Below are 23098 nucleotides of genomic sequence, written 5' to 3'. Positions count from 1 at the left end.
TTTTGCTAATCTTATCAATAGAAAGAAATATATTTCTCCGGAGCTTCTTGTTCGGCTGACTTTAATTTAGTTTTTTTATTTAAATTAAGATCATATAAAAAGAATGTCAAAAGGCTTCCGTCATATTCAGTAAATAAGAGTTGGTTATTGTCTGTAATTCTAACTTTATATACCGAGTTTGAAAGTTTAATTAAATTTTTACCGTCATAGTCGGAAATATATAAGGCTATATTATCTTCCGAATTTAGAGTCTTATCATTATTTGTGTCTTCATTTACAACAGCATAAATATTTTTATCGCAATAAATATCCTTTCCGGTTTTTTCTTCAGCAAATTTATATTTATATATAAAAATATTTGAGTCAAATAATTTAGACTCTTCATAACTTATATCTTTTATAAAGATAAAGTTGGTGATTCCTTCGTTATGTGTTTTCCCTGAAAAACTTAAACTCGATTTAATGGATGATGCAGATATATCGTCATACAATCCATCGGCTTTTATTTTTGAGCTTTTAAGATTAAAGACAAAAACATCTTTTAGCTTTTTATTGAATTCAATATATTCCCGTATCTCCTCTTTTGTATCATCTTCAACAATTGTTACTGCATTTGATACAGTATGGCTGCCGCTAAATGGGTTAAATATGTTTATCATAACAATACCCCATGTAATAATTCCCAAAATCAAGAAAATAAAAATTAACACAAAATCGATTTTTTTGATTAATTCAAACGATATTTTTTTCATTTTATATCTCCTACGCTTATGAATATTATATTAGCATTATTGTATATCTTTTAGGTAGAAAGTACAAGGTGCCGGTAAAATAACAAATTATTATCGGGAAGTGTATATTATGCAAATTCTAGATCAGAAAAACTTACGCTTATAGCTGAATTTTGATTGAATTTTTTATATATTGGTTTTTCCAATATTAGCGGATTATCCAAAACATAGATGTATGCTTTATCATCATCAGAATTATAAATACGAGAACGAGGGGTTTTAGGCGGTATAATTTCTTTTACGGGATATAATTTTTTTATCAATACTTTTTTTGCATCTGTATCCCATTCACGAATCCCGATAAATATTGGCTGGTGATAATTGTCATTTCTATAAACAAGGTCTTCCTCTATTCTTTTGATCTCAGCATCTTTATTGATGACAACCGCCCATATGTCTATATCCGATATTTTCATATTTTGACTCCCTGTAAGATAACTATCAAATTCATCTGCGATATTTATAGTTATGTTGTATTTTTTGATTACTTCATATATTTCTTTCCATTCTTTATACAGAATCTTTACATTAGTATTTGCTGAAAATTCAATTTGATTATTATACTGTGTTAGCAATATAAGAATCTTTTTCGGCTGACTGTAATTTTCAAGAATTTTTAAATACCTATTCATTTGATCTTGTCCAACAGTGCTTAGTCCTATTTTAGTTTCTATAACTATTGCATAATTCTTGCTTAAACAAAGGATATCAAAACGTGCAGAACCAAAACTGGGCTCATAATAAACTTCTAGTGTCTTAACATCTTCCTTTTTAAATTTAAAGTTTTCGCCTTTTATAATTTCTCGAATTACCCTATAGTCAGAATAAAATAAGCAAGCCAAAGTTCTTGATAAGCCGGTTTCTTTACGATTGTATAAATCAAACAATGATTTTATTTTTTCCATTTTTTCTCCATGCTTAAAGTATTGCTATAGCACACACAAAAAATTATAAAGGTATACTGTTTTACTTTACAAATTTTCTCGTATTTCCTTAGCTACTCTTTCTAATTCTTCTCTATTCGGCTTGTGATTATAGTACCTTCCAGAAAACTGTAGTTTAAATCCGTCATCTTTATATCTTGGGAAACAGTGTATATGAGCATGGCTCACTTCTTGAAAGGCCGCTTCTCCATCTGCTAAAAAATAGTTAATACCCTCACATTTTATTTTAGACTGACGTATTGCTTTGTTAATTTTATTTGTTACCATAAACATTTTAGATGTTATCTTGTCATCGATTTTATATATGTATTGTTCGTGTATTTTGGGAATTATTAATACATGGCCTGCGTTTACAGGCTGAATATCCAAAAATGCTAAGCAATCATCATCTTCATAAATCTTACTTGCGGGTATTTCGCCTTTAATAATTTTACAAAATATACAATTATCCATTTTAATTTTATCCTCCGGTTTTTAAAATTATTTTCACCCCTAAATATATCCATACTTTCCTGCAATCAATTCGAAATATTTTGATGGTGTAAAAATTAACGGTTTATCAATTTTTACATCTTCAAAATCCTTGTTTCCCGTAATCAAAATATCTGAATCAGATAAAATTGCGGATACAAGAACCGGCAAATCTTTTATATCACGAACTTTTGGATATTTATTTTCATCAATTGTATCGGGACTCTTAAATTCTTCAAAAGTAATTCCATCAAAGAAAATACCCAATAACTCTTTTTTAAATGGAAATTTATTTTCAAAAACTTTTTTGCATTCTTCCTTTGTATATGAAGAAATTATTACCGTATGATTTTCAAGCAAATGAGAAAAAACTTTAGCAACCTTACCATCAGGGAAAAGTATCGCAGAAATCACAATGTTTGAATCTATGAAAATCCTCAACTCTTTTTCCTTAGCTCTTTAATATAAGCAATAACGTCATCTTCTGTTTGAAAGCCGGCTTTTTCTGCTTCTCCTTGCATTTGAGTCTGAATATTTGCTAAAGTTATTTGAGAAGCATTTGTAATATAAACTTTTCCTCTGCTTTCTTCAAAAAAGACTTTATCGCCGGTTTTTAATCCGAGCATATTTCTTATCGCAAGCGGAATTGTAATCTGACCCTTAGATGTTAGTTTTGCAAGTTCCATAAAACGCCTCCTTACTTTCCTTACTCATACTATTATATAATAATTAATTACTTTCTGTCAATAATTTGTATTAAATATTTTTATCCTATTTATTTGAAAAATTTATTCTTATGAAGTCTTCGATTTCTTTTTCTTTTAGAATTGCACATTTAACTTCGGTACGGAAATTCCGAAGGCCGAAGTTAAATGTGTTGTTTCGGCTTTAACTCATCTCATTTACAGTTTTTTAAAAAGCCATTACTTTATCTTTTTAAAGACGGCGACACCGTTATGGCCTCCAAAGCCGAGAGAGCCTGAGGCGGCGCAGTTTATTTCGCCTTTGACGCCCTTGTTCGGAACATAGTCCAAATCACAGCCGGCTTCAAGGTCGGGTTCGGTTAGGTTGATGGTCGGAGGATAAAATCCTTCTTCCATGGCCTTTATACAGAAGATGGCTTCAAGGGCTCCTGCGGCACCTAAGCAGTGGCCTATCATCGATTTGGTTGAAGAAACCTTCATTTTATATGCATGGTCTCCGAAAGCTTTTTTAATCATGGCCGTTTCTGCAGGGTCGTTAATCGGCGTCGATGTTCCGTGAGCATTATAGTATTGAACTTCTTCAGGTTTTACGCCTGCATCGGCGAGTGCGTTTGTGATGGCCAATGCTCCTCCGTCACCTGAGGGGTCGGGGCTGGTTAAGTGGTAGGCATCGGAGGAAGCTCCATAGCCTGCAAATTCCGCATATATTTTAGCGCCCCTCTTTTTTGCATGTTCATATTCTTCAAGAATGAGAATGCCTGAGCCTTCGCCCATTACAAAGCCTGAACGTTTTTTATCGAAGGGACAGCAAGCCTTGGCAGGATCGCCTGAGGCGAGGGTTTGCAAAATCGTAAAACCGCTTATGCCGAAACCGGTAATTGTTGCTTCCGTACCGCCCGATACACATACATCAAGCCTTCCTGAGCGGACAAGGTCTAAAGCATTTCCGAGGGCATCGGTACCGGAAGCGCAGGCTGTGGCCAAGGTCCAAGAAGGCCCCTTTATGCCGAACTGCATACTTATGTTTCCGGCTGCCTCATTCGGAATAAGAAGAGGAACAGTCATAGGCGGAATACGATCCGGAGCAACTTGAAAGTATTTTTTAAAGGCTTCTTGGTAGATTTCAAAACCGCCTATACCGTTTCCGAGTATTATACCTGTGCGGTTTGCATCGATGTTTTCTTTTGAAAGGCCGGCATCCTTCATTGCCTGCGAAGCTGCGGCTACGGCAAATTGAGTGAACCGCGCCATTTTACGGGCATCTTTTTTATCCATAAATTGTGAAGCGTCAAAGTTTTTTACTTCTGCCGCTATCTGAATCTTAAAATCGGAACAATCAAATTGGGTAATGTTTCCGATTCCGCATTTACCTGCTTTGATTCCTTCCCATGTTTCATCCAGGGTGTTTCCTATGGGGGTTACGGCACCGAGGCCTGTAATTACAACTCTTCTCATATAAACTCCTTTTTGCGTAAATTTCCGCATTTTTGTACTCTTTATTGTTCTTTATTAAAGAACTTTTTTTATGTCAGGCTGTCTACAGAACAGCTTATAGAACAAAGTCTACTTGCTTACGGCTTCTCTGTCAAGGCCGGTTTTTATCCGTCGACTTTTATCAGGCCTTTCGGCTTCTGATTGCAGCCCGGCTTATCTTGCCGTTATGGGTTTTAGGCAACGTTTCTACAAATTCGAGAGAACGCGGGGCCTTGTAGAGGGCCGCATTTTTCTTTGCAAAGAACATAAGCTCTTTTTCTAAGGCTTGGCTCGGCTGATAGGTTTTATTTAAAACAACAAAGGCCTTTACCGCCTGTCCTCTTTTAGGGTCGGGTACGCCTGTTACCGCACATTCAAAGACTGCCGGATGCTGGAGAAGAACCGACTCCACCTCAAAGGGGCTTATACGGAAACCGGAGCTTTTTATAAGGTCATCGGTTCGGCTTTCAAACCAAAAATAACCGTCTTCATCCCTATAGGCGGCATCCCCCGTATGGTAAACTCCGTCCTTAAAAACCTCGGCCGTTTTTTCTTCATTTTTATAATAACCGCCGAACATTCCAAAGGGAACCTTTTTATCCAAACGCAAGATGATTTCTCCCGATTCTCCTGCCTTGCAAGAAGATCCGTCGGGGCGGATAATATCTATCTCATAGCCGGGGGCGGGTTTTCCCATCGAGCCGGGTTTGATTTTCATGCCGGGGAAGGTTCCAGTTGTGAGGGTAAGCTCTGTTTGCCCGTAACCTTCCCGCAGTTCTATTCCGGTCTTTTCTTTAAATGTATTAAAGATATCCATTGTCAGGGCTTCACCAGCCGTTGTACATTCTTCCAATGAGGATAAATCGTAATCTTCTATTTTTTCGCGGATTAAGTACCTGTAAACGGTAGGAGGTGCACAAAAGGAAGTTATCCTGTATTTTGATAATTTTTCGAGGAGGTTTTTAGGGATAAACATTTTCATGTCGTATACAAAGACGGCACAGCCGCAAAGCCATTGACCGTAAATCTTTCCCCACATGGCCTTTGCCCAGCCTGTTTCGGCAACGCTTAAATGCCTTCCGCCTTCCTTGACGTTTTGCCAAAATTTTGCGGTTGCAATGTGCCCAAGCGGATATAAAAAATTATGCTCCACCATTTTGGGATTACCCGAAGTGCCTGAGGTAAAGTACAAAAGAGCTATGTCCTTTCCGCAAGGGCAGGCTTCTCCCTGAGGAGGTGTAAAATCTTCACTCATATTTTTTACAAGTTCATCAAAGGAAATCCAACCGTCCATTTCATCATGTACCCAGACGAGGAGGGGCTTATTATAAGCGGATTCGGCAGCTTTTTGAATTTCTCCTTGCAAATTCTTTTCTTGTACGGCCATTACCATTTTTATATTGGCGGATTGAATACGGTATTCGATGTCGTGGGCTGCGAGTTGGACCGTTGCAGGAACGGCTATAGCTCCTATTTTGTGCAGGGCAGGAAGAACAAACCAAAACTCGTATCTTCTTCGCAAAAAAAGCAAAACTGTGTCGCCTCTTCCTATTCCCATGGCCTTAAAAAAGTTGGCTGTTTTATTTATCTGCTTTGCCAATTCTCCGAACGAAAATATCCTTTCTTCGGTTTCATCGCACCATACGAGAGCCTCCTTTTCGGGGTATTCCTTAGCCATTCTATCTATTATGTCATAAGCAAAATTAAAATTTTCGGGAGCTTTGACTGAAAAAGAATTATGTACGGTTTCCCAATCATCGCTTTCAATATAGTTTATATATTCTTTATAAAACATAGTTTCACCCTATAAGACTATAGACAAGGCTTTTCCGAAAAGGTTGCAATAGAAAAAAAAGAAGAAATATGCTAGAATTCCTTTTAATGTTAAAGAACGGGGTATTTTAAAGGAGGCTTATTTTAAAAGATTTTTATGGGAGAGCTTATATCAAGGACGACGAGCAATATCCTTTTGGATATGCTTATAGAACAAAACGGAAGGCCTCTTTCGGGCGAAGAAGCAGCTTTGCACTTAGGCCTTTCCAGGGTTTCCGTCTGGAAGGCCGTGCAAAAGCTAAGGGACGAAGGTTATGATATTGAAGGCGGAAAAAACAAGGGCTATATTCTAAAATCCTCTTCAGATGTGCTGAACGCCTTTTCAATTGAAAAGAACCTATCTGCCTTTGCTCAATCCGTTTGCCAGGGGAAGGTTGAAGTTTTTAAGACAATAGACTCCACTAATACCGAGGCAAAAAGGCGTTTAAATTCCTCAAGCAGAGCCGAGTCCTTTCACGGAACGGTTCTTTTTGCCGAGCATCAAAGCGCAGGCAGAGGCCGCTTTTCACGCAGTTTTTATTCGTCAAAAGGAGCGGGTTTATATTTTAGTCTGATTTTTTGCCCCTCAATTCCGGCAAGGACCGAAAGGGAAGTGCCCGCTTCCGCTCTTTACACGGCAATTTCGGCAACGGTTATCTGCCGCTGCTTAAAGGCACTGGGCTTTGCTCCGCAAATTAAGTGGGTAAACGATATTTATCTTAATGGAAAAAAAATCTGCGGCATTTTAAGCGAGGGAATTATCGATATGGAAACATCCTCGGTGCAGGCCGTAATTATAGGCATAGGCCTCAATGTAAAAGAGTCTAATTTTCCTCCAGAACTTAAAAACAAGGCCGGCTCTCTTTTTACCGAAGCTGAAGTTCCTTCCCCCAACCGGAATGTTTTAGCTTCTTCTATCATATCGAGCTTGATTGAAGCCCTTTACGGTCTGCTCTCTCAAGAAAACTTAATGCAAGAATATAAAAGCCTCTCCCTCCTTACGGGAAAAAAGGTAAGAGTTCTTCCATTTGCCGGTACCCCTTATGAAGTCTTGGTTTTGGGAATCAGCGATTTAGGACATCTTATCATAGAAACCGATGACGGCAAAAAAGAAGAGTTGATTTCAGGCGAGGTTAGTTTGGAGCTTGAACCTTAAAAAAGCTTATCTTTGAACAGATGCTTTGCTAGACATAAATATTGAAAAGTGCTAAAATACGATGTAAATAAAAATTGTTAGTCCAATTTAAACATACGGAAAAGATTAAGGAGAAAAAATTATGAGTTTTGTAGATGAAATGAAAAGAAAGGCAAAGATGTATGCTAACCGCCTTGTTTTGCCTGAAGGTACTGAAGAAAGGACTCTCAAAGCAGCCCGATCTATCGTAGATGAAAAATTGGTATCGGAGCTTTTTTTAATCGGTTCCGGTGATGCTGTTTCTGCAGCGGCTTCTAAGGCAGGGGTAAAACTTGACGGAATCAAGATAATCGATCCGAAAAAATCGGAATGGCTCGATTCCTTTGCCGAAAACTATTACGAAAAAAGAAAGGCCAAGGGTATGACCCTTGAACAGGCTAAAATAGAAATGAGTGCGGAGCTGGGCTTTGCAGCGATGATGTTGGTTCAAGATAAGGCTGATGCAATGGTTGCAGGAGCTTTAAACACAACAGCCGATGTACTCCGTGCAGGCTTAAAAGTTATCGGAACTCTTCCGGGAATGAAAACCGCTTCTTCTTGCTTTTTGATGGATACAAAAAATCCTAAACTCGGAGCAAACGGAGTCTTTATCTTTTCGGACTGTGCCGTAATTCCGACTCCCAGCTCTGAACAGTTGGCCGACATTGCCTGCTCTGCAGCTATGAGCTGCCGAACCTTTGCCGGTACAGAGCCGATAGTTGCAATGCTCTCCTTTTCTACCAAGGGTTCGGGCGGCGACAAGGATGAAAATATTTTACGCGTCCGCGAAGCCGTAAAAATCTTACAGGAAAGAAAACCCGACTTTGTCTTTGACGGAGAAATCCAGTTGGACTGCGCCATAGTTCCTTCAGTTATGCAAAAAAAAGCCGCCGACTCTCCCGTAAAAGGACAGGCCAATACCCTTATCTTCCCCGACCTCGGAGCCGGAAACATAGGATATAAATTGGTACAGAGAATTGCCGGAGCAGAAGCCCTCGGTCCCTTCCTCCAAGGCTTTGCAAAGCCCATATCCGACCTTTCCAGAGGCTGCTCGGTAGACGACATAATCACAACCTCGGCTGTAACCTTGGTTCAAGCCGGAAGAAAATAAACTTATGGCTAAGTCTGTAAATGCGCTTATAAATGAAGCTATTGAAGCCGGGAAAAAACGCGACTATAAGACTTCAATTTTAATTTTAGAAAACTTAGCCGCAGAGGGCTTAGCCGAAGTATCTTCTCCCTTTTACGGCGAAAAAAAGGGAAATCCCGAAATATATTTATACCTTTCAAGGGCTTGGGCTGCCGTAAACAATTACGGAAGATCCATAGCCTATGGTAAGGCCTATATAAAAAGATGCTCATCGGACTCGTCTGCAAATAGTACAGACCTTCCTATGGGTTTCTTTTTTTTGGGCCGCTCATATTTGGCCGCAGGGCAATATGACAGGGCAGTTTATTGTCTTGAAAAAAGCTTAAAGCTAAATCCCCATCCTCTTGAAACAAGGGCAATGCTCGGATCGGCCTATCTAAAATGGAAAAAACCCCGTCTTGCCAGAGAAACCTTTGAAGAAGCCTTAAAGTTTGCTCCTTCGGATGCAAAGCTGAATGCCGGATATTTAAATTCTCTTTTTGTTGAAGGAATTTATGAATTAAGAAACGGCAACGCAGATATGGCTCGCCAAATGTTCAGCTTTGCAATAAAAAACGGCATAGACGGGGTTGCTCCGCGCCTCTATCTTGCCCATGCCCTAAAAATGGAAGGCTATCTTCCCGAAGCTCTTGGCCAATACGAGGCGGCTTGCGAATTCGAGCCGGATGATCCGGCGCTAAAGTGGTACCCCGCAATGATCAAGATGCAGCTGGGCGATACGGCCGCTGCTGCAGAAGACTTTGCAAAGCTTGGTATTGAGATTCCCGATGACGGAGTTTCGGATCGCTTTTTTGCAATGGGCGTTATCAAAAAACATATGGAGCGGGGAGATTACTCAAGAGCTGCCGTTGCTGCCCGCATCTTTATTAAAACCTTTGGAAGCGATGCCGAAATACGCCTCCTCGCTGCAGAAGCCCAGCGTTCTATGGGGAACACCAACACAGCCTTGGGACATTATAAGTGTGCACTTGAGCATGAACCTGAAAATCCTTATCCGCATTACGGTATAATGCTTGCCCTCCAAGAAGCATACCGCTGGGAGGAGCTTAGTGCCGAAATTCTGCGGGCCGAAGCAAGCGGTGTTTGCGATGCGAACGATATTTATTATTATAAAATAATTACCGCTGCCCATATCGATAATCCCCCCGAAGAGGTATTGCCTCATCTTCAAGCTCTTATTCAAAACGGAAGAGCCGATTCGGCCATCTTTAATGCGATGGGCTGCTGCTACATAAAACTGAACATGCCCGACCTTGCCCTAAACTGGTATGAAAGAGCTTTGAGCATCAATGAAAAAGATGAAGAAGCTAAAATAGGAATTATCGCCTCTTACGAAAATTTACAATTAAATAAGGAAGCTGATGAAGCATATAACTCATATCTAAATGAATGGGGAAAGAATATCTACATAAGGCGGGACTATGTACTATTTTTAGAAAAATGCGAGCGTTGGGAAGATGCCGGCAATCAGCTTGAAATTTTAATGAGTCAAGGCAAAAAAGTTAATTTTGATCCTGAGCTTGCTTTATTCCGAAGAAAGGCAGGACAATACCAAAAAGCCGCTATTCTTTATAGAAAGATGCTTAGGGCTAAACCGGAAGAAAGACTCTTATTACACAACCTCGTCTTCTGTCTTGATAAAATGGGACAAACAAAAGTCTCCCTCGATCTTTTAAAAGCTGCAGAAAAAATGTTCGGCATTAAGACCGATTCCATGCTCATCAAAGGCATCCTTCAAATGCGCCTAAAAAAGAAAGAAGATGCAATAAAAACTTTTCAATACATATTGGAAAAAGAACCTAAAAACAAACATGCTGCCGAATTCTTGGAAAAGGCCTATGGGAAATAATTTGGAGTGTATGAGAAGCAGCTCTTAGACTAATTTCTTAGGTCAAGTTCTTCTCCAACAAAGTTTTTTCTTTGGCTGTTATAAAGTTTCGCAAATAATCCGTTTTGGGCTAAGAGGCTTTCAAAGTTTCCTTTTTCAATTACACGGCCCGAATCGATTACGATTATATCGCTGCAGGATTTTACGCTTCCCATTCTATGAGTTACGATAAGAGAGATTTTTCCTTTACCCTGCATAAGAATGCTTTCGATAAATTCGTTTTCGGCTATTGGATCTATTGCAGAGGTAGGTTCGTCAAAAAATATTATATCGCTTTTTTTGATAAAGGAACGAAGAGCTGCAAGCCTTTGCCTTTGTCCGCCTGAAAATTCTTTGCCGCCGTATTGCATTCCCAAAACAAGGGAATAATTATTTTCAAGTTTCTTTTCAAAGTCTTTCCCTAAATATTTAACCTTTTCTATCTTTTCTTTTTCTTCTTCCTCAGAGTGTTCAGGTTTTACAAAAATGTTTTCATCTACAGTGTAGCCTGAATAAACGGCAAAATCTTGGAATACTGCCGATAGCCTTTCCCGATATGAATCCATATCCAAATCAGAAAGATTATATTTGCCGTTTATTATGACACTCCCTTCTTGGGGCGTGTAAAAGCCCGTTAAAAGTTTTATCAGAGTAGTTTTACCGCTGCCGTTCTTTCCTACAACTGCATAAGTTTTTTTACCGTCAATAAAAAGGGATAAATCTTTTATTGCATAATCGCTTATATCGTTTCCGCCATTGTCGAATTCCTTTCCTCTATAGGCAAAGCGGACATTCTTTAATTCGATGGATTCTATTTTTTCGTTTAAGATTATCCGCTCGGATTGTTCAACATCTTCAATACCCCGATGTTTCCCGGTCCAATCCATAATATCAAAATAGTTTTGAAAGTATCCCATTATTGTAAAATACCATCTTCCATACATAGCCAAATCCTGTATTTCGTATTGGGTATACATAAAGGCTTGTACATAACCTGCTACGGCCCCGACGGCAATTCTTTTTTTTATAACAATAAAAATCATTAAGAAAAATAAGGCTATCATAATCAGGGCGGAAACAAAACTTGTAATTAATTGAAAGGCCAAACCTCTATGAGCAATTTTGATAAAACTTTTTAAGTATTCATCTCTTATGCTCAAATAAGTATTTTTAAAGTTTTTGGTAAAGCCGAATAAAAAATTATCCTTTGCTTTTTCACCTTCAAGTCCGTGCTTGATGTATGTAGCCATCTTCAGCCTCTTATCTTGAAGTTTTTCGGTTTCGGCCCACTGAACTCTTCCCGCCTTTTGCGAAATTAAAAATACAGGCAGGGTTGAAAAAATCATCAAAATCGGCAAAAGATAATCGATCGAAAACAAAACTGCAAACATGCTTATTAAATTTACAATGCGCTGAAAATTTAAAATGATATTAAAAACATAGTTTTGAGGTCTTACCTGTAATTGTTCTCTTACCATATCGACCTTTACTAGGTTTTCTCTTTTTTCAAAAAAAGAAAGATCGGTAAGGCCTGCCAGTTTTTCGGATAGACCAGTCATAATGGATGCAGAAAATTTTTCATTTATGAGGGCATTTAAGGTACCTTGAAGTTTTACGGCTAATTCGGAAGCTAGGGAGATAACAGCCCAAGCTGCCAAAAGCTTAAAAATCTTTCCAAAGGCGATTTCCGCTGAGCTTTGCAAAAGATCAGCAATTAAGTCTATAAGCTTCATCGAAATAAAAATTCTCAAAGACGGGAAAACACCCAAGGCAAGGGTAAGCATAATTACGGCACTTACCCTGAAAGGTGAGGCCTTAAAAAACAAAATAAAAGTTCGTATAAATTTAGACTTCATTCTATATCATTATTTTGCTTCAAAAAGGCAGGCTTCTTTTTTGAAGCTTGCCTTTTTTATTTAGGTTAAAGCTAAATTTCGTGAAACTTTAAACCTATTCAATCTTAGAATAGATTGTTTTTAAAATTTCGGTCTTTAGCTTTTCACCTTCTTCGAGCATCTTATTGCACTCAGCCCTTGTTTTTTCGCAGAGGGATGCATCATCGATTCCGCCTAGATTTATCTTAACGTTTAATATAGCACCTTCCAAACCGGAGCGGGCATTAAGGGCTGCAACACCGGCATCGGAAGCGGCATTTTTGTTTCCGTGAAGGGCAACAATGGGTAAAAAGCGCAGCACATCCAAACAGGTCTTAGCTGTTTCAAGCGGAACCTGCATTGCCACGACAGTAGCATCGGACATAGCCTTGTTGCGCTTTGCCTTTTGCTCATCGGTGTCCTTGGGCAGCTTTAGAGCTTCCATAAAGGCGTTAAAGGCCTGAGTGTCTTCATCAATGATTTCGACCAATCGTTTTTGAGCCTTTTCTAATTTCGGGAGCTGAGCCTTAAATTCTTCTTGAGTTTTTTCGTCAAGAGAAGCAAAGGCTTTTTTTCCTGTTGTCAAGCGGATAACCATCTGACCGAGGGCCGAGGCTAGAGAACCTGCCAAGGCAGAAACGGAACCGCCTCCGGGGGCCGGAGAATCGCTGGCTGTTTCGTCAACAAAGGCACTTACCGTCATCTTTACTAATTCCATAAAATATCTCCTATTTATTCAAATTATTTTTTTCAAATTAATTAACTTCAAGTATTACAACTAAAAAAGTTAGATCTTGTAAACAAGCCTGCCATTTTCGGCAACAAGTTTTCCCTTTTTCCAAACCTGATCGACGGAATTTACGCCGAAGTGATAAACAAGGAAATCTATATTCGGGGCATCAAAGATAACAAGGTCAGCCTGCTTTCCTTCTCCGATGCTGCCTATAGTTTTTTCACGATCTATTGCATAAGCTGCATTTATTGTAACGCCGCGTAAAATTTGTGCAGGTAAAAGTTTCATCTTATAACAGGCTGCCCACATAGCCATTTGCAGGTTTTCTGTCGGGCTGCTTCCGGGGTTGTAATCGGTTGCAAGGGCGACCCTTACGCCTTCTTCAATCATCTTTTTTGCAGGTGCATAAATAGGCGACATCAAAAAGAAAGAAGTTGCAGGAAGAAGAACGGCAACAGTTCCCGATTTTGCAAGAGCCGTAATACCCTCGTCGGATATAGCCATCAAGTGCTCGGCTGAGTGAGCATTCATCTTTGCTGCAAGCTCCGCTCCCTTTAAAGGAATAATCTCATCGGCATGAAGTTTCAGCTTAAAACCTAAGCCTGCAGCGGCCTTCATTATTCTTTCGGTTTCTTCTACGGAAAAAATCTTGTCTTCACAAAAGGCATCGGAGAATTCCGCCAAGCCGCGTTTTTTAACCTCTGGCATAACCTCTTCTATCATAAACTTGATATAGCCTTCCTTGTTGTCCTTAAATTCGGGCGGGGTTGCATGAGCACCCATATAGGTTGAAACAATATCGATCGGATGGTTTTTATTCAGATAAGAATTTATTTCAAGACACTTAATTTCGGTTTCCATGTCGAGGCCGTAACCGCTTTTTGATTCGGCGGTGGTTGTACCGTGAACAAGCATTCGATCAAGGCTAGTCAAAGCTTTTTGCGTTAACTCTTCTTTTGAAGCGGCTCTGGTAGCTCTTACAGTGCTGAAAATACCGCCTCCGCTTGCATGGATTTCAAGATAAGTTTTTCCTGCAAGTTTCATTGCAAGCTCATGCTCGCGTGAACCGCCGTGCACCAAGTGGGTGTGTGCATCGACAAGCCCTGCCGTAATAGTCTTTCCCCGTGCATCTATTATTTTTTCGGCTTGGCTTTTTAAACTTTCGGGGGCTTCTCCCTTACCCACCTTTTGGATGAGACCGTCTTCTACAACGATGTAGCCGGCAAAGGCCTTATCAAAGTCTTCTCCTTTTTTTTCGGTAGAAGAAAAAATACTGTCGCTTATAAATAAAGTCATCTTGAATCCTCCATAAAAAATAAAATTAGTTTATAAAATATCTTAAAATATCTTTTAGGTTTAAGTTAACGGCATTGTTTATAAATTTAAAAATATCGTCTTCCTTAAATTTATTTAAGGTATTAAAAAAGGTGAGAGGATTTTTTAATTCGTTGATATTATTTAAACCTGCAGCCTCAAGAGAATAATCGGCAAGACCGCCGTAATTTTCGAATTTCCAATCTTCCGTCATACTAAAAAGAGCTCTACCCTTTTTATCGAAAAAAACGGAATAATTTTTTTTATCGTTAGGATTATACTTGTTTTTTAAATTGCCGTTCCATTTTAGCGGGAAACAATCCGCATCAAAACCTGCTTCCTTTACCTTCTCACGAATTGCTTTTTCGATACCATCGGAAACAACTATAATTTGAAATTGATCTTTTAAACCGGCGTTTTCAGAAGTCTTTTTATAATAAGAAGCTGCTTTTTTATAGGCTGCCGATTTTAAGGCATCGCTGTCATCCGCAAAAATCAGCCATGTTACGGTATAACCCCTTAAATCTTCATCTTTTATCTGTTTAATTATTTCGGTTTCTTTGGCTAAAGAATCCAAAAGTTCACATCCTGTAAGAATAAATACAAGAATAGTCATAAAAAAAACGGTTTTAATTTTTTTCATTTTTACCTCCGCAATTAGCGGAGATAGGATAGCATTAAAAAAAATGTTTTTCAATAGGGCTTTTGCAAATAGGCGGGCAATTACTGCGTCGTTACACAAAAGCGAATGCTCAACGTACAGCAAGTACGCCTCCGCTTCGCTTTTGTTAAACTCCTTGTACTTACCTCGCCTATTTGCAAAAGTGCTGTCAGTGCTGCGTTACTCCACAAAAACAGTCCTCAACGTACAGGAAGTACGCCTACGCTTTATTTTCGGCTATCTCCTTGCATCTACTCTGCCTATTTGCAAAAGTACTGTCAGTGCTGCGTTACTCCACAAAAAACAGTCCTCAACGTATACTCGATACGCATGCGTCCGCCACGGATGGCGGTGGGTTCAAATGCTTTGCACTTCTTCTTTGCTGAGGCCGGTAACTTCTGCTATATTCTCAATCGATAACCCTAAGCGGAATAAATTTCTTGCTGTTTCAAGTTTAGTTTGGTAGGCTCCTTGTTTAATGCCTTCTTTTCTGCCATTTATTTCTCCCTGCAAGATTCCCTCTTGATAACCCATATGTTTCCAAGAGGCTTTGTCATGTTCATATTTCATTCGGTTTTCATAGAGCCACTTCTCTTTTGGACTCATTTCCATTATGTTTATTGTTGTATTGGCTTTTGCCATCATTTCAGAGTTTTCTGCTAACATATTCCTCACCTCCCCATCATCAGTTTCAATAAATTTCAACCAACTGTAAAGTTTCTTTTTCTTTTCATCCTGCTCAATGTTTTCTTGTTGTTCTTTAATTTTGGCTAAGTTTAAAAAGTGGATCTCAAGCTCATCGGAAAGCCTGTCGTTTATGTGCTTTTCTACCACATTATACTCACTGTGAATAAGATTATTTAAATCAAAGCCTTCACCCACTATATTTATTGTAATACATCTGGGCAGTTTTGTATATACTTCGCCCGTTTTCAAGTTTTCCGTATACATTTTAGCCCAGTAAAAGATAGTACGCTGAACAAACTCGCTATTCCATCTGTTTTGAATTTCGATGTCGATAATTGTATTGTTTTTTAGGCGTAATTTCACATCTAAAACTCCTGTTTTGTCGCTTATTAAATCCTTATGGAGCTCCTTATCCAGAAGTTCCAAGTCTGCGATGTCTTCAGACGGAATGTCTAATATACATTCCAGTAAATCCTGAAGAACATCTTTGTTTTCTTCCACTCCGAAGACTCGTTTAAATGCATAGTCGTTGCGGAGGGTAACCTTAAATAGTCGCTTCATATAAAACTCCAATAAAATTATTTAAAAGAGAAAAATCCTCCCCTTTCATAATTATTGTATGAAGAGTTTGCAATAAATAGTAAAATTTTAAAAAATTAAATTTTATTTATTATTTATCCACAAAGATACAAAGCGTTGAATTTATGCTCCATTTCCGAATTTTCCTTAGCGTTCTTTACGGTTTCCTTTTAATTTAATCGGCTGTAAGAGCCTCACACCATTTTTGCATACAGATACCGAAGGCAACGCTTACGTTTATCGAGGCCTTTATTCCGTACATAGGAATTGTGATAACCCGTCCTTGGGCTTTTTTTACGGCTTCGGGGCTGACCCCCAGTTCTTCCGAGCCGATAACGACAATTCCTTTCTTGGGGAATTCAAACTTTGAAATATCGGTGCCGCCCGTTTCAAGTACAATCAGCGGAAGATCGGGAAGGCTCTCAAGATCGGCCCTCTCCCACGGGAGATACTCGGTACATCCCATCGCCGTTCTTTTAGCCTTGGGACTGTCAGGGGAAACACAATCATGAGACAAAAAAACTTTTTCAACTCCAAAAGATTCTGCTGTTCTAAAAATCGAACCTATGTTAAAAGGCGTCCGGATATCTTCGGCATAGACATAAACCCCTTCAAAAAAAGTCCGCCTGAAATTTGCAATTTCATCTGCAGAGGAGTTAGGCAAAATCAAGTCCCACTCGGCAGGTGTTGTATCAAGTTTTTTATAAAGCTCGTACCTGACAAAATTGATAATCTTTCTTTTATCTTCTTCTTGAGGGTCTTCAATCCAATTTTGAACTTTTAAGGCAGAGACAGAATCCAAATCGTCTAAAATAATTTTTAAAAGGGAACGCAGATAAAAGGCATCCAAGAATTCGTCTGCCTTATTTTGAACAAGTGCAGTTTCAGCCGATTCCAATATCCGCAATATTTTACGGCATCTTTGTTTTTGGGGTAAATTGTAAAGCTTGAAAATCTCAGGCATCTTAAAAGGCTTGTTTTATAATTTCAAAAATATCGTGATTTGCAAGCGGCCTTGGGCTATAGTTCATAAAACTTAAGCGGGCGGCATCTTCTGCAACAGGAACAAGAGATTCGATAGTTAAATCTATATCTTTTAAGCGTATAGGTAAATTAGCTTCAGCAAGCCTTCTTCTAATTTCCTCAACGCCGCGTTTTGCAACTTCGGCAGCATCTCCGCCTTCAAGCATGGTTTCACCCAACATTCTCGCTACGGCAACGGTCTTTGAAAGGCTTGAAGAAATCGCATCATTAATGACATGAGGAAGTAAAATCGTCGCAATAAGGGATTTTGAAATTCTATATCTTCCTCCCGCAGCAAGAGCTATAGCTGTTCCAAGTCCGGGTGCGGAAGCCGCAATTCCGATAGCGGAAAGACAAGCAGCTTGAGCCACAAGTTCTTCTCTGGGCATTCCGACAAGTTTTTCATGCTGAGGATCAAGGGAAATTAAAAATATCTCGACAGCCTTTCCCAAGATAGTTTCCGAAAAAAAGCTTCCCCTCGTCGAAACATAGGCTTCAAAGGTAGAACATAAACCTGCAAAAATCATTGAAGTCATTGCATTGGGCGCAAGACCTGCATATGTATTTGAATCAAAAATTACAAGGTCGCATAAATCTTCTTTTATCTTTAATAAATTTACTGTTCTATTTCTGGAATCTACAATAAAACTGGAATTCCCAAATAAAAACGGATCACAGCATGTCGTAGGAACTTGAATAAGAGGTAAGGACTCTGCCGTGATAGGTTCTCCTTCAATATATCTGTATACGGGTTTATCCTCATTATAAAGAGCGGCAATAGCCCTCCCTATGGCACATGCAGTCATATCTCCGCAGGCAATTACGCCTCTTATATGAGCACCTCTGGCTAATGAAAGAGCTCTTTCTATAACCTCAGAATCGGCTGTCTGCTCAAAACCGTTAAACACAAAAAGGGAGATATTTTTTTCTTCAAGAGATTTTCGGACCTTATCGACTAAACCCATATCTTCAAAAAAAGGATCAACCACAAACATAAAATTATTTCCGAATTTTACGACTTCTTCACCGATACGGGCAAGAGAATAGTTACCTAAAATAACCTTTGATGAAAGTTTAAATACAAAATCTGCCATCTTTTCAAATTCCTCTACAGAATAAATTTTCGGCATATTTTTTTTAAACTTGAATTTTAATTGCTGCCTTGCAAAATATAGCATTTTTGTTTATAATGACAGAAAACCCTAGGTCATTATGGAGGGGACTATGACTACAGGTACTATAGTTACTTTAATGCGTGAAGGTATAGGTATCATACTGATGCTTTCCGCACCCATCTTAGTTGCAGCTCTTTTAGTAGGCTTAATTGTTGCAATCTTTCAGGCGACTACCTCTATACAAGAACAGACGCTGACCTTTGTTCCTAAAATTTTAACTATTTTAGGAATGATTGCGCTTCTGGCAACTTGGATGATTACGGTGTTAAGGGAATATTTTGTTTCTTTAATGAATTTAATTCCGCAGCTGGTAAGATAAGGGCATTCTATAAATAAATGCAGCCCTTCGATTTTATCCTAAATAAAGAACCCATTTTTTTACTCGCAGCTGTACGCATTTTTGCCATATTAATGACATCTCCCCTAATGTCTATGCGCAATGTTTCACGAATTGCAAAGGTTGCTCTTGCGGGCTTAACTGCATTTATGGTAACCCCCTATGCCTATCCCAACTTCGGAAATCTAAATGCCTTCAGTCTTGAGTATCTTCTTTTACTTCTTGGAGAAGGGCTTATCGGTGTTTTAACCGGTTTTTTTATAAGCATTTTATTTTCTACATTCAGCACGGCAGGACAGTTTTTTTCGTTCCAGATGGGCTTCGGTGCATCGGGAGTTTTTGATGCCCTAGCTCAAGTTGAAAACCCCCTCGTGGGTCAATATTTTAACTTTATTGCAGTCCTTATCTTTTTACGCATAAACGGTTTCCAACGTCTTTTTTTAGGCGGAATAATGAAGAGCATTGAGCATGTAAACTGCTTTTTGTTTTTAGAAAGGCAGGAGGAGCTTTCGACCTATCTTTTAGGAGCGATTGGAAATCTTTTTTTAAACGCAATGATAATTGCACTACCGGTCATGGGAACCCTAATCTTAATTCACATAACAATGGGACTTTTAACAAAGGCTGCCCCTCAGATGAACCTTTTATCGGAAGGCTTTCCCATTACTATTTTAACAGCCTTTTTTATTTTAGCCCTTGCTCTGCCTTTTTTTATAAACACCTTTGAAATTATTTTGGAAAAAGGCTTTTCGGATTTTTGGCGGCTTTTAGACAGTTTAGGGGGTACTAAATGATATCGGGAAAATCGCCCCTCCTTTACCGAAAATATTTTTCTCAAGAAGATCTCCTCCTCAATAAAACGATAGGCTTGCAGTGGTTCGCTGCCGAAGATGAGGGCAGAACGGAAGACCCGACCGAATATAAGATACGCAAGGCCAGGGAAGAAGGAAGGGTTGCAAAAAGTCAGGACTTAAATGCTGCAATGGTTGTGCTGCTTCCCGTAATCAGCCTTATCATAATGGGGCCCTATATATTTAAATCTTTAATGCAGGTCATCGCCTTCTTTTTTGAACGCTGCACAACAGAAGATGTTGTAAACGGAACTTGGTTCAGGATTTTTGTTTTATATTTTTTTAAAACGGTTTTCCCGATAACGGGGGTAGCCTTAATTTCGGGAGTTTTAGGAAACATTATTCAAAACAGAGGCTTTTTATTTTCGACAAAACCTATTCAGCCCGATTTTAAAAGAGTTACTCCCAATTTTGCAAGGTTCTTTAAAAGAGCTCTATTTTCTGCTGAAGGGCTTTTTAATTTAGCCAAATCGCTTTTTAAGGTTGTCATTATAGGTTTTATAGGATATCTTGTTATAAAAAACAATATCACAAAGATGATAGCCCTGCTTCAATCCGATTTTCCCAATTCGATAATTTTTATAGCAAAAACAGCTGCACAAATATTGGTGTATGCTGCGATCGCATTGGTTCTTTTAAGTATTCCCGACTACTTTTTTCAAAAACGTCAGTTTTCGGAATCTTTAAAAATGTCAAAAACGGAAGTAACCGATGAATACAAAGAATTGGAAGGCGACCCGATGGTAAAGGCCCAAATAAACAGGCAGATGCAGGCAATCTTGCAAAAAACCGGTATAAAAAACGTTCCGGACGCCGATGTTGTTATTACAAACCCTACCCATTATGCTGTTGCTCTTCAATGGAAACAAGGCGTCATGCCTGCTCCTATGGTTATATCGAAGGGAGTTGATGCAACAGCCCAAAACATAAAAAGAATTGCCCGGGAAAACAATATTCCTACGATTGAAAATGTTCCCCTAGCCCGAGCCCTTTACGCTAACGTAGATTTAGGACAGATAATTCCAAGCGAGTATTATAAATCGCTTTCGATTATTTTCTTAAAAATTTACTCGATGAAAGAAAAAGAAATGTTAAGGAAAAGATGGAGGTAAAACGATAAATGGCCGAAAACAGATTTTTTAAAGAAGTACCGAATGCCTTGGTAGCTATTGGAGCTATCATGGTAATATTTGTGATTATTATTCCTCTGCCTACAGCTCTTTTAGACTTTTTTATGGCACTGAATCTTATATTCAGTTTGATAATATTACTCATAGTTTTATTTGTAGATAAGCCTACGGAGTTTACGGTTTTTCCTTCATTGCTTTTAGTCTCCACCATATTCGGCCTTGCCCTAAACGTTTCGTCTACAAGGCTTATTCTAACATATGGAGAAAAATTTAACGGAAAGATGATCGCAGCCTTCAGTCAATTTGTTATCGGCTCTACAGGAAATCAAGGTTTGGTAATAGGCTTTGTAGTTTTTATTATCTTGATTGCCGTTCAAGCCTTTGTAATCACAAAGGGTGCAACAAGAATTGCCGAAGTTGCAGCCCGTTTTGCCTTAGATTTCAATAATACCAGAAGTATGTCTATAGAAGCAGAGTACAATGCAGGCGTTATCACTGAAGCCGAAGCCCGAAAGAAAAAGGAAGAATTACAAAGGTCTACGGATTTTTACGGAGCTATGGACGGTGCGAGTAAATTCGTTTCGGGAAACGTAAAAATAGGAATCTTTATAACGGTTTTAAATATTGTAGCCGGCTTAATCGTCGGTATAGTATTTAGACAAGAAGAATTCACTAAAGCGATGCAGATGTACACAAGGTTTACAATAGGAGACGGACTTTTAGCTCAGCTTCCTTCTCTTTTTATATCGGTTGCAACAGGTCTTGTAGTAACCCGCTCAGCTTCAACAGGCTCTTTCGGAAAAGACATCACGGACCAGTTTGCACGCAATTCGACTGTTTATTACATAGCAGCTATCACCTTGACTGTGATGGCAGTTTTACCCGGCTTCCCGTCAATAATCTTAATTATAATTGCTTTAAGCCTTGCCTTTTTAGGCTGGAGGCTGCAGACAACAAAGGTAACAAGGGCTCAAAAAGAACAGGCGGCTAAAGAAGCCCAAGCCGCATCGGAAAAAGCGGCAAAAACCGAAACCGACGATACCAAGGCTGTAAGCCCATATGACGATCTATCCTTGCAATTCGGATACGGCCTTATTCCCTTGGTCGATGAAAAAAGAGGCTCAGACCTCGTTCCGCGAGTTAAACGCATAAGAAAAGAAATAGCCCTCGAAACCGGTCTTGTAATGCCGGTTATCAGAATGATGGATGCCATGAACCTTCCTCCCGATGAATATTGTATTACAATACAGGGAGCCGAGGTAGCAAGATCAAAGATAAGAATGGGAGCATACCTCGCAGTAAACCCTGGAAATGTTCAAGATGAAATCCCCGGCGAACCAACCTTAGATCCGGCCTTCGGTCTTCCGGCTATTTGGATTTCCGAATCAAACCAAGCAGCCGCAGAAAGGGCAGGATATACGGTTATAGATCCGCCTTCCATAATAGCAACTCATTTAACGCAGGTTATAAAAACACATGCGGATGACATCCTTTCAAGACAGATGGTAAGCAACATCTTGGATTCCGCAAAAAAATTAAACCCAATCGTCGTCGAAGAAATTCAGTCAAACGATAAGCTGACATTGGGAGACTTGCAAACGGTCTTTAAGTGTCTCCTTAGGGAAAATGTTTCCATACGCAATACCACGGCCATTCTTGAAACCATATCAGACTATAGGCGCATAACAGGGGACATGTATCTAATAGCCGAAAAAGTCAGACAAAGGTTAGGCAGACAAATTGTTCAGCAATATCTGGGAGAAGACAAGGCCTTGAGGGCCTTTATGGTAGATTCAGCCTTTTTCCAAACCGTTTTGGCAAGCCGCATAGATACCCTGACCGGCCCTCAACCTGCAATAGATACTGAATCGAAAAAGGCATGGCTTAGAGCCGTTCAAAACGCATACAACAACTTTAATGCACAATTTGTAGGCATCGCAGTTATTCTCGTTCCCGAAGAAGGCAGACTTTTGATAAAACGGCTTCTTGAATATGAAATGCCCATGGTTCCGGTCTTATCCGTCCCTGAGATTCCAAAGGATGTTTCGGTCATCGGTATGGGAAACATCACCCCTGAAATTCAATAAGTGAAAATATTGACTTTTTTCTTAAATAATAGTAGAATGAGCCTATGATATTTCCATTAAAAGAACTCATCGAGTTTGATGACAATATTTACGAGATTACATGTGCATCGACAAGAAGGGCCTATCAGCTGGCTAAAATCCAAGATCCCAATGTCGAAAAAAGCGGAGACAAGGTTGTTTCAGCCGGAGCAAAGCAAATTTTTACCGGTGAAGTAAACTATCAGATAGAGCGTCACCCCGAATTCAACTAAAATTTCTGCT

At 39.2% G+C, this 23098-nt stretch carries 22 protein-coding genes; 8 read left to right on the top strand and 14 right to left on the bottom strand.

Going from position 1 to position 23098, the window contains the following annotated elements; all coding sequences use genetic code 11:
- Positions 1 to 14: 14 nt before the first annotated feature.
- The 7 genes from HYB91_RS12770 to HYB91_RS12740 all read right to left on the bottom strand — a co-directional run bounded on the left by HYB91_RS12770 (position 15) and on the right by HYB91_RS12740 (position 6178).
- Complete coding sequence (locus tag HYB91_RS12770; RefSeq protein WP_002676308.1) at positions 15 to 752, bottom strand: hypothetical protein; 738 nt, start codon at positions 750 to 752, stop codon at positions 15 to 17.
- Between the two features lie 107 nt (positions 753 to 859).
- Positions 860 to 1696 carry a PD-(D/E)XK nuclease family protein gene (locus HYB91_RS12765; RefSeq protein ID WP_002676311.1) on the bottom strand — a complete coding sequence of 279 codons (837 nt, stop codon included), beginning with the start codon at positions 1694 to 1696 and terminating at the stop codon, positions 860 to 862.
- Between the two features lie 66 nt (positions 1697 to 1762).
- Complete coding sequence (locus HYB91_RS12760; RefSeq protein ID WP_002666879.1) at positions 1763 to 2188, bottom strand: HIT family protein; 426 nt, start codon at positions 2186 to 2188, stop codon at positions 1763 to 1765.
- Between the two features lie 39 nt (positions 2189 to 2227).
- Positions 2228 to 2647, bottom strand: coding sequence for a putative toxin-antitoxin system toxin component, PIN family (locus HYB91_RS12755; protein ID WP_002676312.1), 420 nt, complete (start codon positions 2645 to 2647; stop codon positions 2228 to 2230).
- The gene (locus HYB91_RS12750) at positions 2644 to 2892 is read right to left on the bottom strand and encodes an AbrB/MazE/SpoVT family DNA-binding domain-containing protein (protein WP_002666876.1); all 249 of its coding nucleotides are present in this window, start codon (positions 2890 to 2892) and stop codon (positions 2644 to 2646) included. The genes HYB91_RS12755 and HYB91_RS12750 overlap by 4 nt, the downstream gene beginning before the upstream one ends.
- A gap of 237 nt (positions 2893 to 3129) precedes the next feature.
- Entirely contained in the window at positions 3130 to 4365 is a 1236-nt protein-coding gene (gene fabF, locus HYB91_RS12745; protein ID WP_002673329.1) for a beta-ketoacyl-ACP synthase II, read from the bottom strand.
- 160 nt (positions 4366 to 4525) lie between these two features.
- Positions 4526 to 6178 (bottom strand): AMP-binding protein, encoded by a 1653-nt coding sequence (locus tag HYB91_RS12740; protein WP_002676313.1) that lies wholly within the window; start codon positions 6176 to 6178, stop codon positions 4526 to 4528.
- Between the two features lie 135 nt (positions 6179 to 6313).
- Here HYB91_RS12740 and HYB91_RS12735 point away from each other — a divergent pair, with 135 nt between their 5' ends.
- From HYB91_RS12735 to HYB91_RS12725, 3 genes are all read left to right on the top strand, one after another.
- Positions 6314 to 7351, top strand: coding sequence for a biotin--[acetyl-CoA-carboxylase] ligase (locus HYB91_RS12735; RefSeq protein ID WP_002676314.1), 1038 nt, complete (start codon positions 6314 to 6316; stop codon positions 7349 to 7351).
- A 121-nt stretch (positions 7352 to 7472) separates the two neighbouring features.
- On the top strand, positions 7473 to 8480 hold the full coding sequence (gene pta / locus HYB91_RS12730) for a phosphate acetyltransferase (RefSeq protein WP_002676315.1): 1008 nt from the start codon (positions 7473 to 7475) through the stop codon (positions 8478 to 8480).
- Between the two features lie 4 nt (positions 8481 to 8484).
- Entirely contained in the window at positions 8485 to 10368 is a 1884-nt protein-coding gene (locus HYB91_RS12725) for a tetratricopeptide repeat protein (RefSeq protein WP_002676316.1), read from the top strand.
- Positions 10369 to 10397: 29 nt separating this feature from the next.
- Here HYB91_RS12725 and HYB91_RS12720 read toward each other — a convergent pair whose 3' ends face one another.
- From HYB91_RS12720 to HYB91_RS12690, 7 genes are all read right to left on the bottom strand, one after another.
- The gene (locus HYB91_RS12720) at positions 10398 to 12242 is read right to left on the bottom strand and encodes an ABC transporter ATP-binding protein (protein WP_002676317.1); all 1845 of its coding nucleotides are present in this window, start codon (positions 12240 to 12242) and stop codon (positions 10398 to 10400) included.
- 94 nt (positions 12243 to 12336) lie between these two features.
- Complete coding sequence (locus HYB91_RS12715; protein ID WP_002676318.1) at positions 12337 to 12978, bottom strand: cyclodeaminase/cyclohydrolase family protein; 642 nt, start codon at positions 12976 to 12978, stop codon at positions 12337 to 12339.
- Between the two features lie 69 nt (positions 12979 to 13047).
- On the bottom strand, positions 13048 to 14289 hold the full coding sequence (gene hutI, locus HYB91_RS12710; RefSeq protein ID WP_002676319.1) for an imidazolonepropionase: 1242 nt from the start codon (positions 14287 to 14289) through the stop codon (positions 13048 to 13050).
- A gap of 25 nt (positions 14290 to 14314) precedes the next feature.
- The gene (locus HYB91_RS12705; protein ID WP_002676320.1) at positions 14315 to 14950 is read right to left on the bottom strand and encodes a hypothetical protein; all 636 of its coding nucleotides are present in this window, start codon (positions 14948 to 14950) and stop codon (positions 14315 to 14317) included.
- Positions 14951 to 15325: 375 nt separating this feature from the next.
- On the bottom strand, positions 15326 to 16216 hold the full coding sequence (locus tag HYB91_RS12700) for an Rpn family recombination-promoting nuclease/putative transposase (protein WP_002676321.1): 891 nt from the start codon (positions 16214 to 16216) through the stop codon (positions 15326 to 15328).
- Positions 16217 to 16409: 193 nt separating this feature from the next.
- The gene (locus tag HYB91_RS12695; protein WP_002673320.1) at positions 16410 to 17198 is read right to left on the bottom strand and encodes a TrmH family RNA methyltransferase; all 789 of its coding nucleotides are present in this window, start codon (positions 17196 to 17198) and stop codon (positions 16410 to 16412) included.
- 1 nt (position 17199) lies between these two features.
- Positions 17200 to 18351 carry an iron-containing alcohol dehydrogenase gene (locus HYB91_RS12690; protein ID WP_002676322.1) on the bottom strand — a complete coding sequence of 384 codons (1152 nt, stop codon included), beginning with the start codon at positions 18349 to 18351 and terminating at the stop codon, positions 17200 to 17202.
- Between the two features lie 130 nt (positions 18352 to 18481).
- On the opposite strand from HYB91_RS12690, the gene fliQ reads away from it, so the two are divergent.
- From fliQ to HYB91_RS12665, 5 genes are read left to right on the top strand one after another with little or no spacing between them, the layout of a single operon-like run.
- Positions 18482 to 18751, top strand: a complete 270-nt coding sequence (fliQ, locus tag HYB91_RS12685; RefSeq protein ID WP_002666830.1) for a flagellar biosynthesis protein FliQ — start codon at positions 18482 to 18484, stop codon at positions 18749 to 18751.
- A 17-nt stretch (positions 18752 to 18768) separates the two neighbouring features.
- Entirely contained in the window at positions 18769 to 19563 is a 795-nt protein-coding gene (fliR, locus tag HYB91_RS12680) for a flagellar biosynthetic protein FliR (protein ID WP_002676324.1), read from the top strand.
- On the top strand, positions 19560 to 20732 hold the full coding sequence (gene flhB / locus HYB91_RS12675; protein WP_002673317.1) for a flagellar biosynthesis protein FlhB: 1173 nt from the start codon (positions 19560 to 19562) through the stop codon (positions 20730 to 20732). Before fliR ends, flhB begins: the two co-directional genes overlap by 4 nt.
- A gap of 8 nt (positions 20733 to 20740) precedes the next feature.
- Positions 20741 to 22837 (top strand): flagellar biosynthesis protein FlhA, encoded by a 2097-nt coding sequence (gene flhA / locus HYB91_RS12670; protein ID WP_002666825.1) that lies wholly within the window; start codon positions 20741 to 20743, stop codon positions 22835 to 22837.
- Between the two features lie 44 nt (positions 22838 to 22881).
- On the top strand, positions 22882 to 23088 hold the full coding sequence (locus tag HYB91_RS12665) for a DNA-directed RNA polymerase subunit omega (protein ID WP_002666823.1): 207 nt from the start codon (positions 22882 to 22884) through the stop codon (positions 23086 to 23088).
- Positions 23089 to 23098 lie beyond the last annotated feature (10 nt).

The organism is Treponema sp. B152 (genome assembly GCF_024181665.1).
Classification (GTDB): Bacteria; Spirochaetota; Spirochaetia; order Treponematales; family Treponemataceae; genus Treponema_B; species Treponema_B denticola.
This window is presented reverse-complemented; position numbering and strand designations above follow the sequence as displayed.

Bases quoted from the DNA above. Each gene is read 5' to 3' on its own strand.
- HYB91_RS12770 (WP_002676308.1), bottom strand. From the start codon at position 752: ATGAAAAAAATATCGTTTGAATTAATCAAAAAAATCGATTTTGTGTTA.
- HYB91_RS12765 (WP_002676311.1), bottom strand. From the start codon at position 1,696: ATGGAAAAAATAAAATCATTGTTTGATTTATACAATCGTAAAGAAACC.
- HYB91_RS12760 (WP_002666879.1), bottom strand. From the start codon at position 2,188: ATGGATAATTGTATATTTTGTAAAATTATTAAAGGCGAAATACCCGCA.
- HYB91_RS12750 (WP_002666876.1), bottom strand. From the start codon at position 2,892: ATGGAACTTGCAAAACTAACATCTAAGGGTCAGATTACAATTCCGCTT.
- fabF (WP_002673329.1), bottom strand. From the start codon at position 4,365: ATGAGAAGAGTTGTAATTACAGGCCTCGGTGCCGTAACCCCCATAGGA.
- HYB91_RS12740 (WP_002676313.1), bottom strand. From the start codon at position 6,178: ATGTTTTATAAAGAATATATAAACTATATTGAAAGCGATGATTGGGAA.
- HYB91_RS12735 (WP_002676314.1), top strand. From the start codon at position 6,314: ATGGGAGAGCTTATATCAAGGACGACGAGCAATATCCTTTTGGATATG.
- pta (WP_002676315.1), top strand. From the start codon at position 7,473: ATGAGTTTTGTAGATGAAATGAAAAGAAAGGCAAAGATGTATGCTAAC.
- HYB91_RS12725 (WP_002676316.1), top strand. From the start codon at position 8,485: ATGGCTAAGTCTGTAAATGCGCTTATAAATGAAGCTATTGAAGCCGGG.
- HYB91_RS12720 (WP_002676317.1), bottom strand. From the start codon at position 12,242: ATGAAGTCTAAATTTATACGAACTTTTATTTTGTTTTTTAAGGCCTCA.
- HYB91_RS12715 (WP_002676318.1), bottom strand. From the start codon at position 12,978: ATGGAATTAGTAAAGATGACGGTAAGTGCCTTTGTTGACGAAACAGCC.
- hutI (WP_002676319.1), bottom strand. From the start codon at position 14,289: ATGACTTTATTTATAAGCGACAGTATTTTTTCTTCTACCGAAAAAAAA.
- HYB91_RS12705 (WP_002676320.1), bottom strand. From the start codon at position 14,950: ATGAAAAAAATTAAAACCGTTTTTTTTATGACTATTCTTGTATTTATT.
- HYB91_RS12700 (WP_002676321.1), bottom strand. From the start codon at position 16,216: ATGAAGCGACTATTTAAGGTTACCCTCCGCAACGACTATGCATTTAAA.
- HYB91_RS12695 (WP_002673320.1), bottom strand. From the start codon at position 17,198: ATGCCTGAGATTTTCAAGCTTTACAATTTACCCCAAAAACAAAGATGC.
- HYB91_RS12690 (WP_002676322.1), bottom strand. From the start codon at position 18,351: ATGGCAGATTTTGTATTTAAACTTTCATCAAAGGTTATTTTAGGTAAC.
- fliQ (WP_002666830.1), top strand. From the start codon at position 18,482: ATGACTACAGGTACTATAGTTACTTTAATGCGTGAAGGTATAGGTATC.
- fliR (WP_002676324.1), top strand. From the start codon at position 18,769: ATGCAGCCCTTCGATTTTATCCTAAATAAAGAACCCATTTTTTTACTC.
- flhB (WP_002673317.1), top strand. From the start codon at position 19,560: ATGATATCGGGAAAATCGCCCCTCCTTTACCGAAAATATTTTTCTCAA.
- flhA (WP_002666825.1), top strand. From the start codon at position 20,741: ATGGCCGAAAACAGATTTTTTAAAGAAGTACCGAATGCCTTGGTAGCT.
- HYB91_RS12665 (WP_002666823.1), top strand. From the start codon at position 22,882: ATGATATTTCCATTAAAAGAACTCATCGAGTTTGATGACAATATTTAC.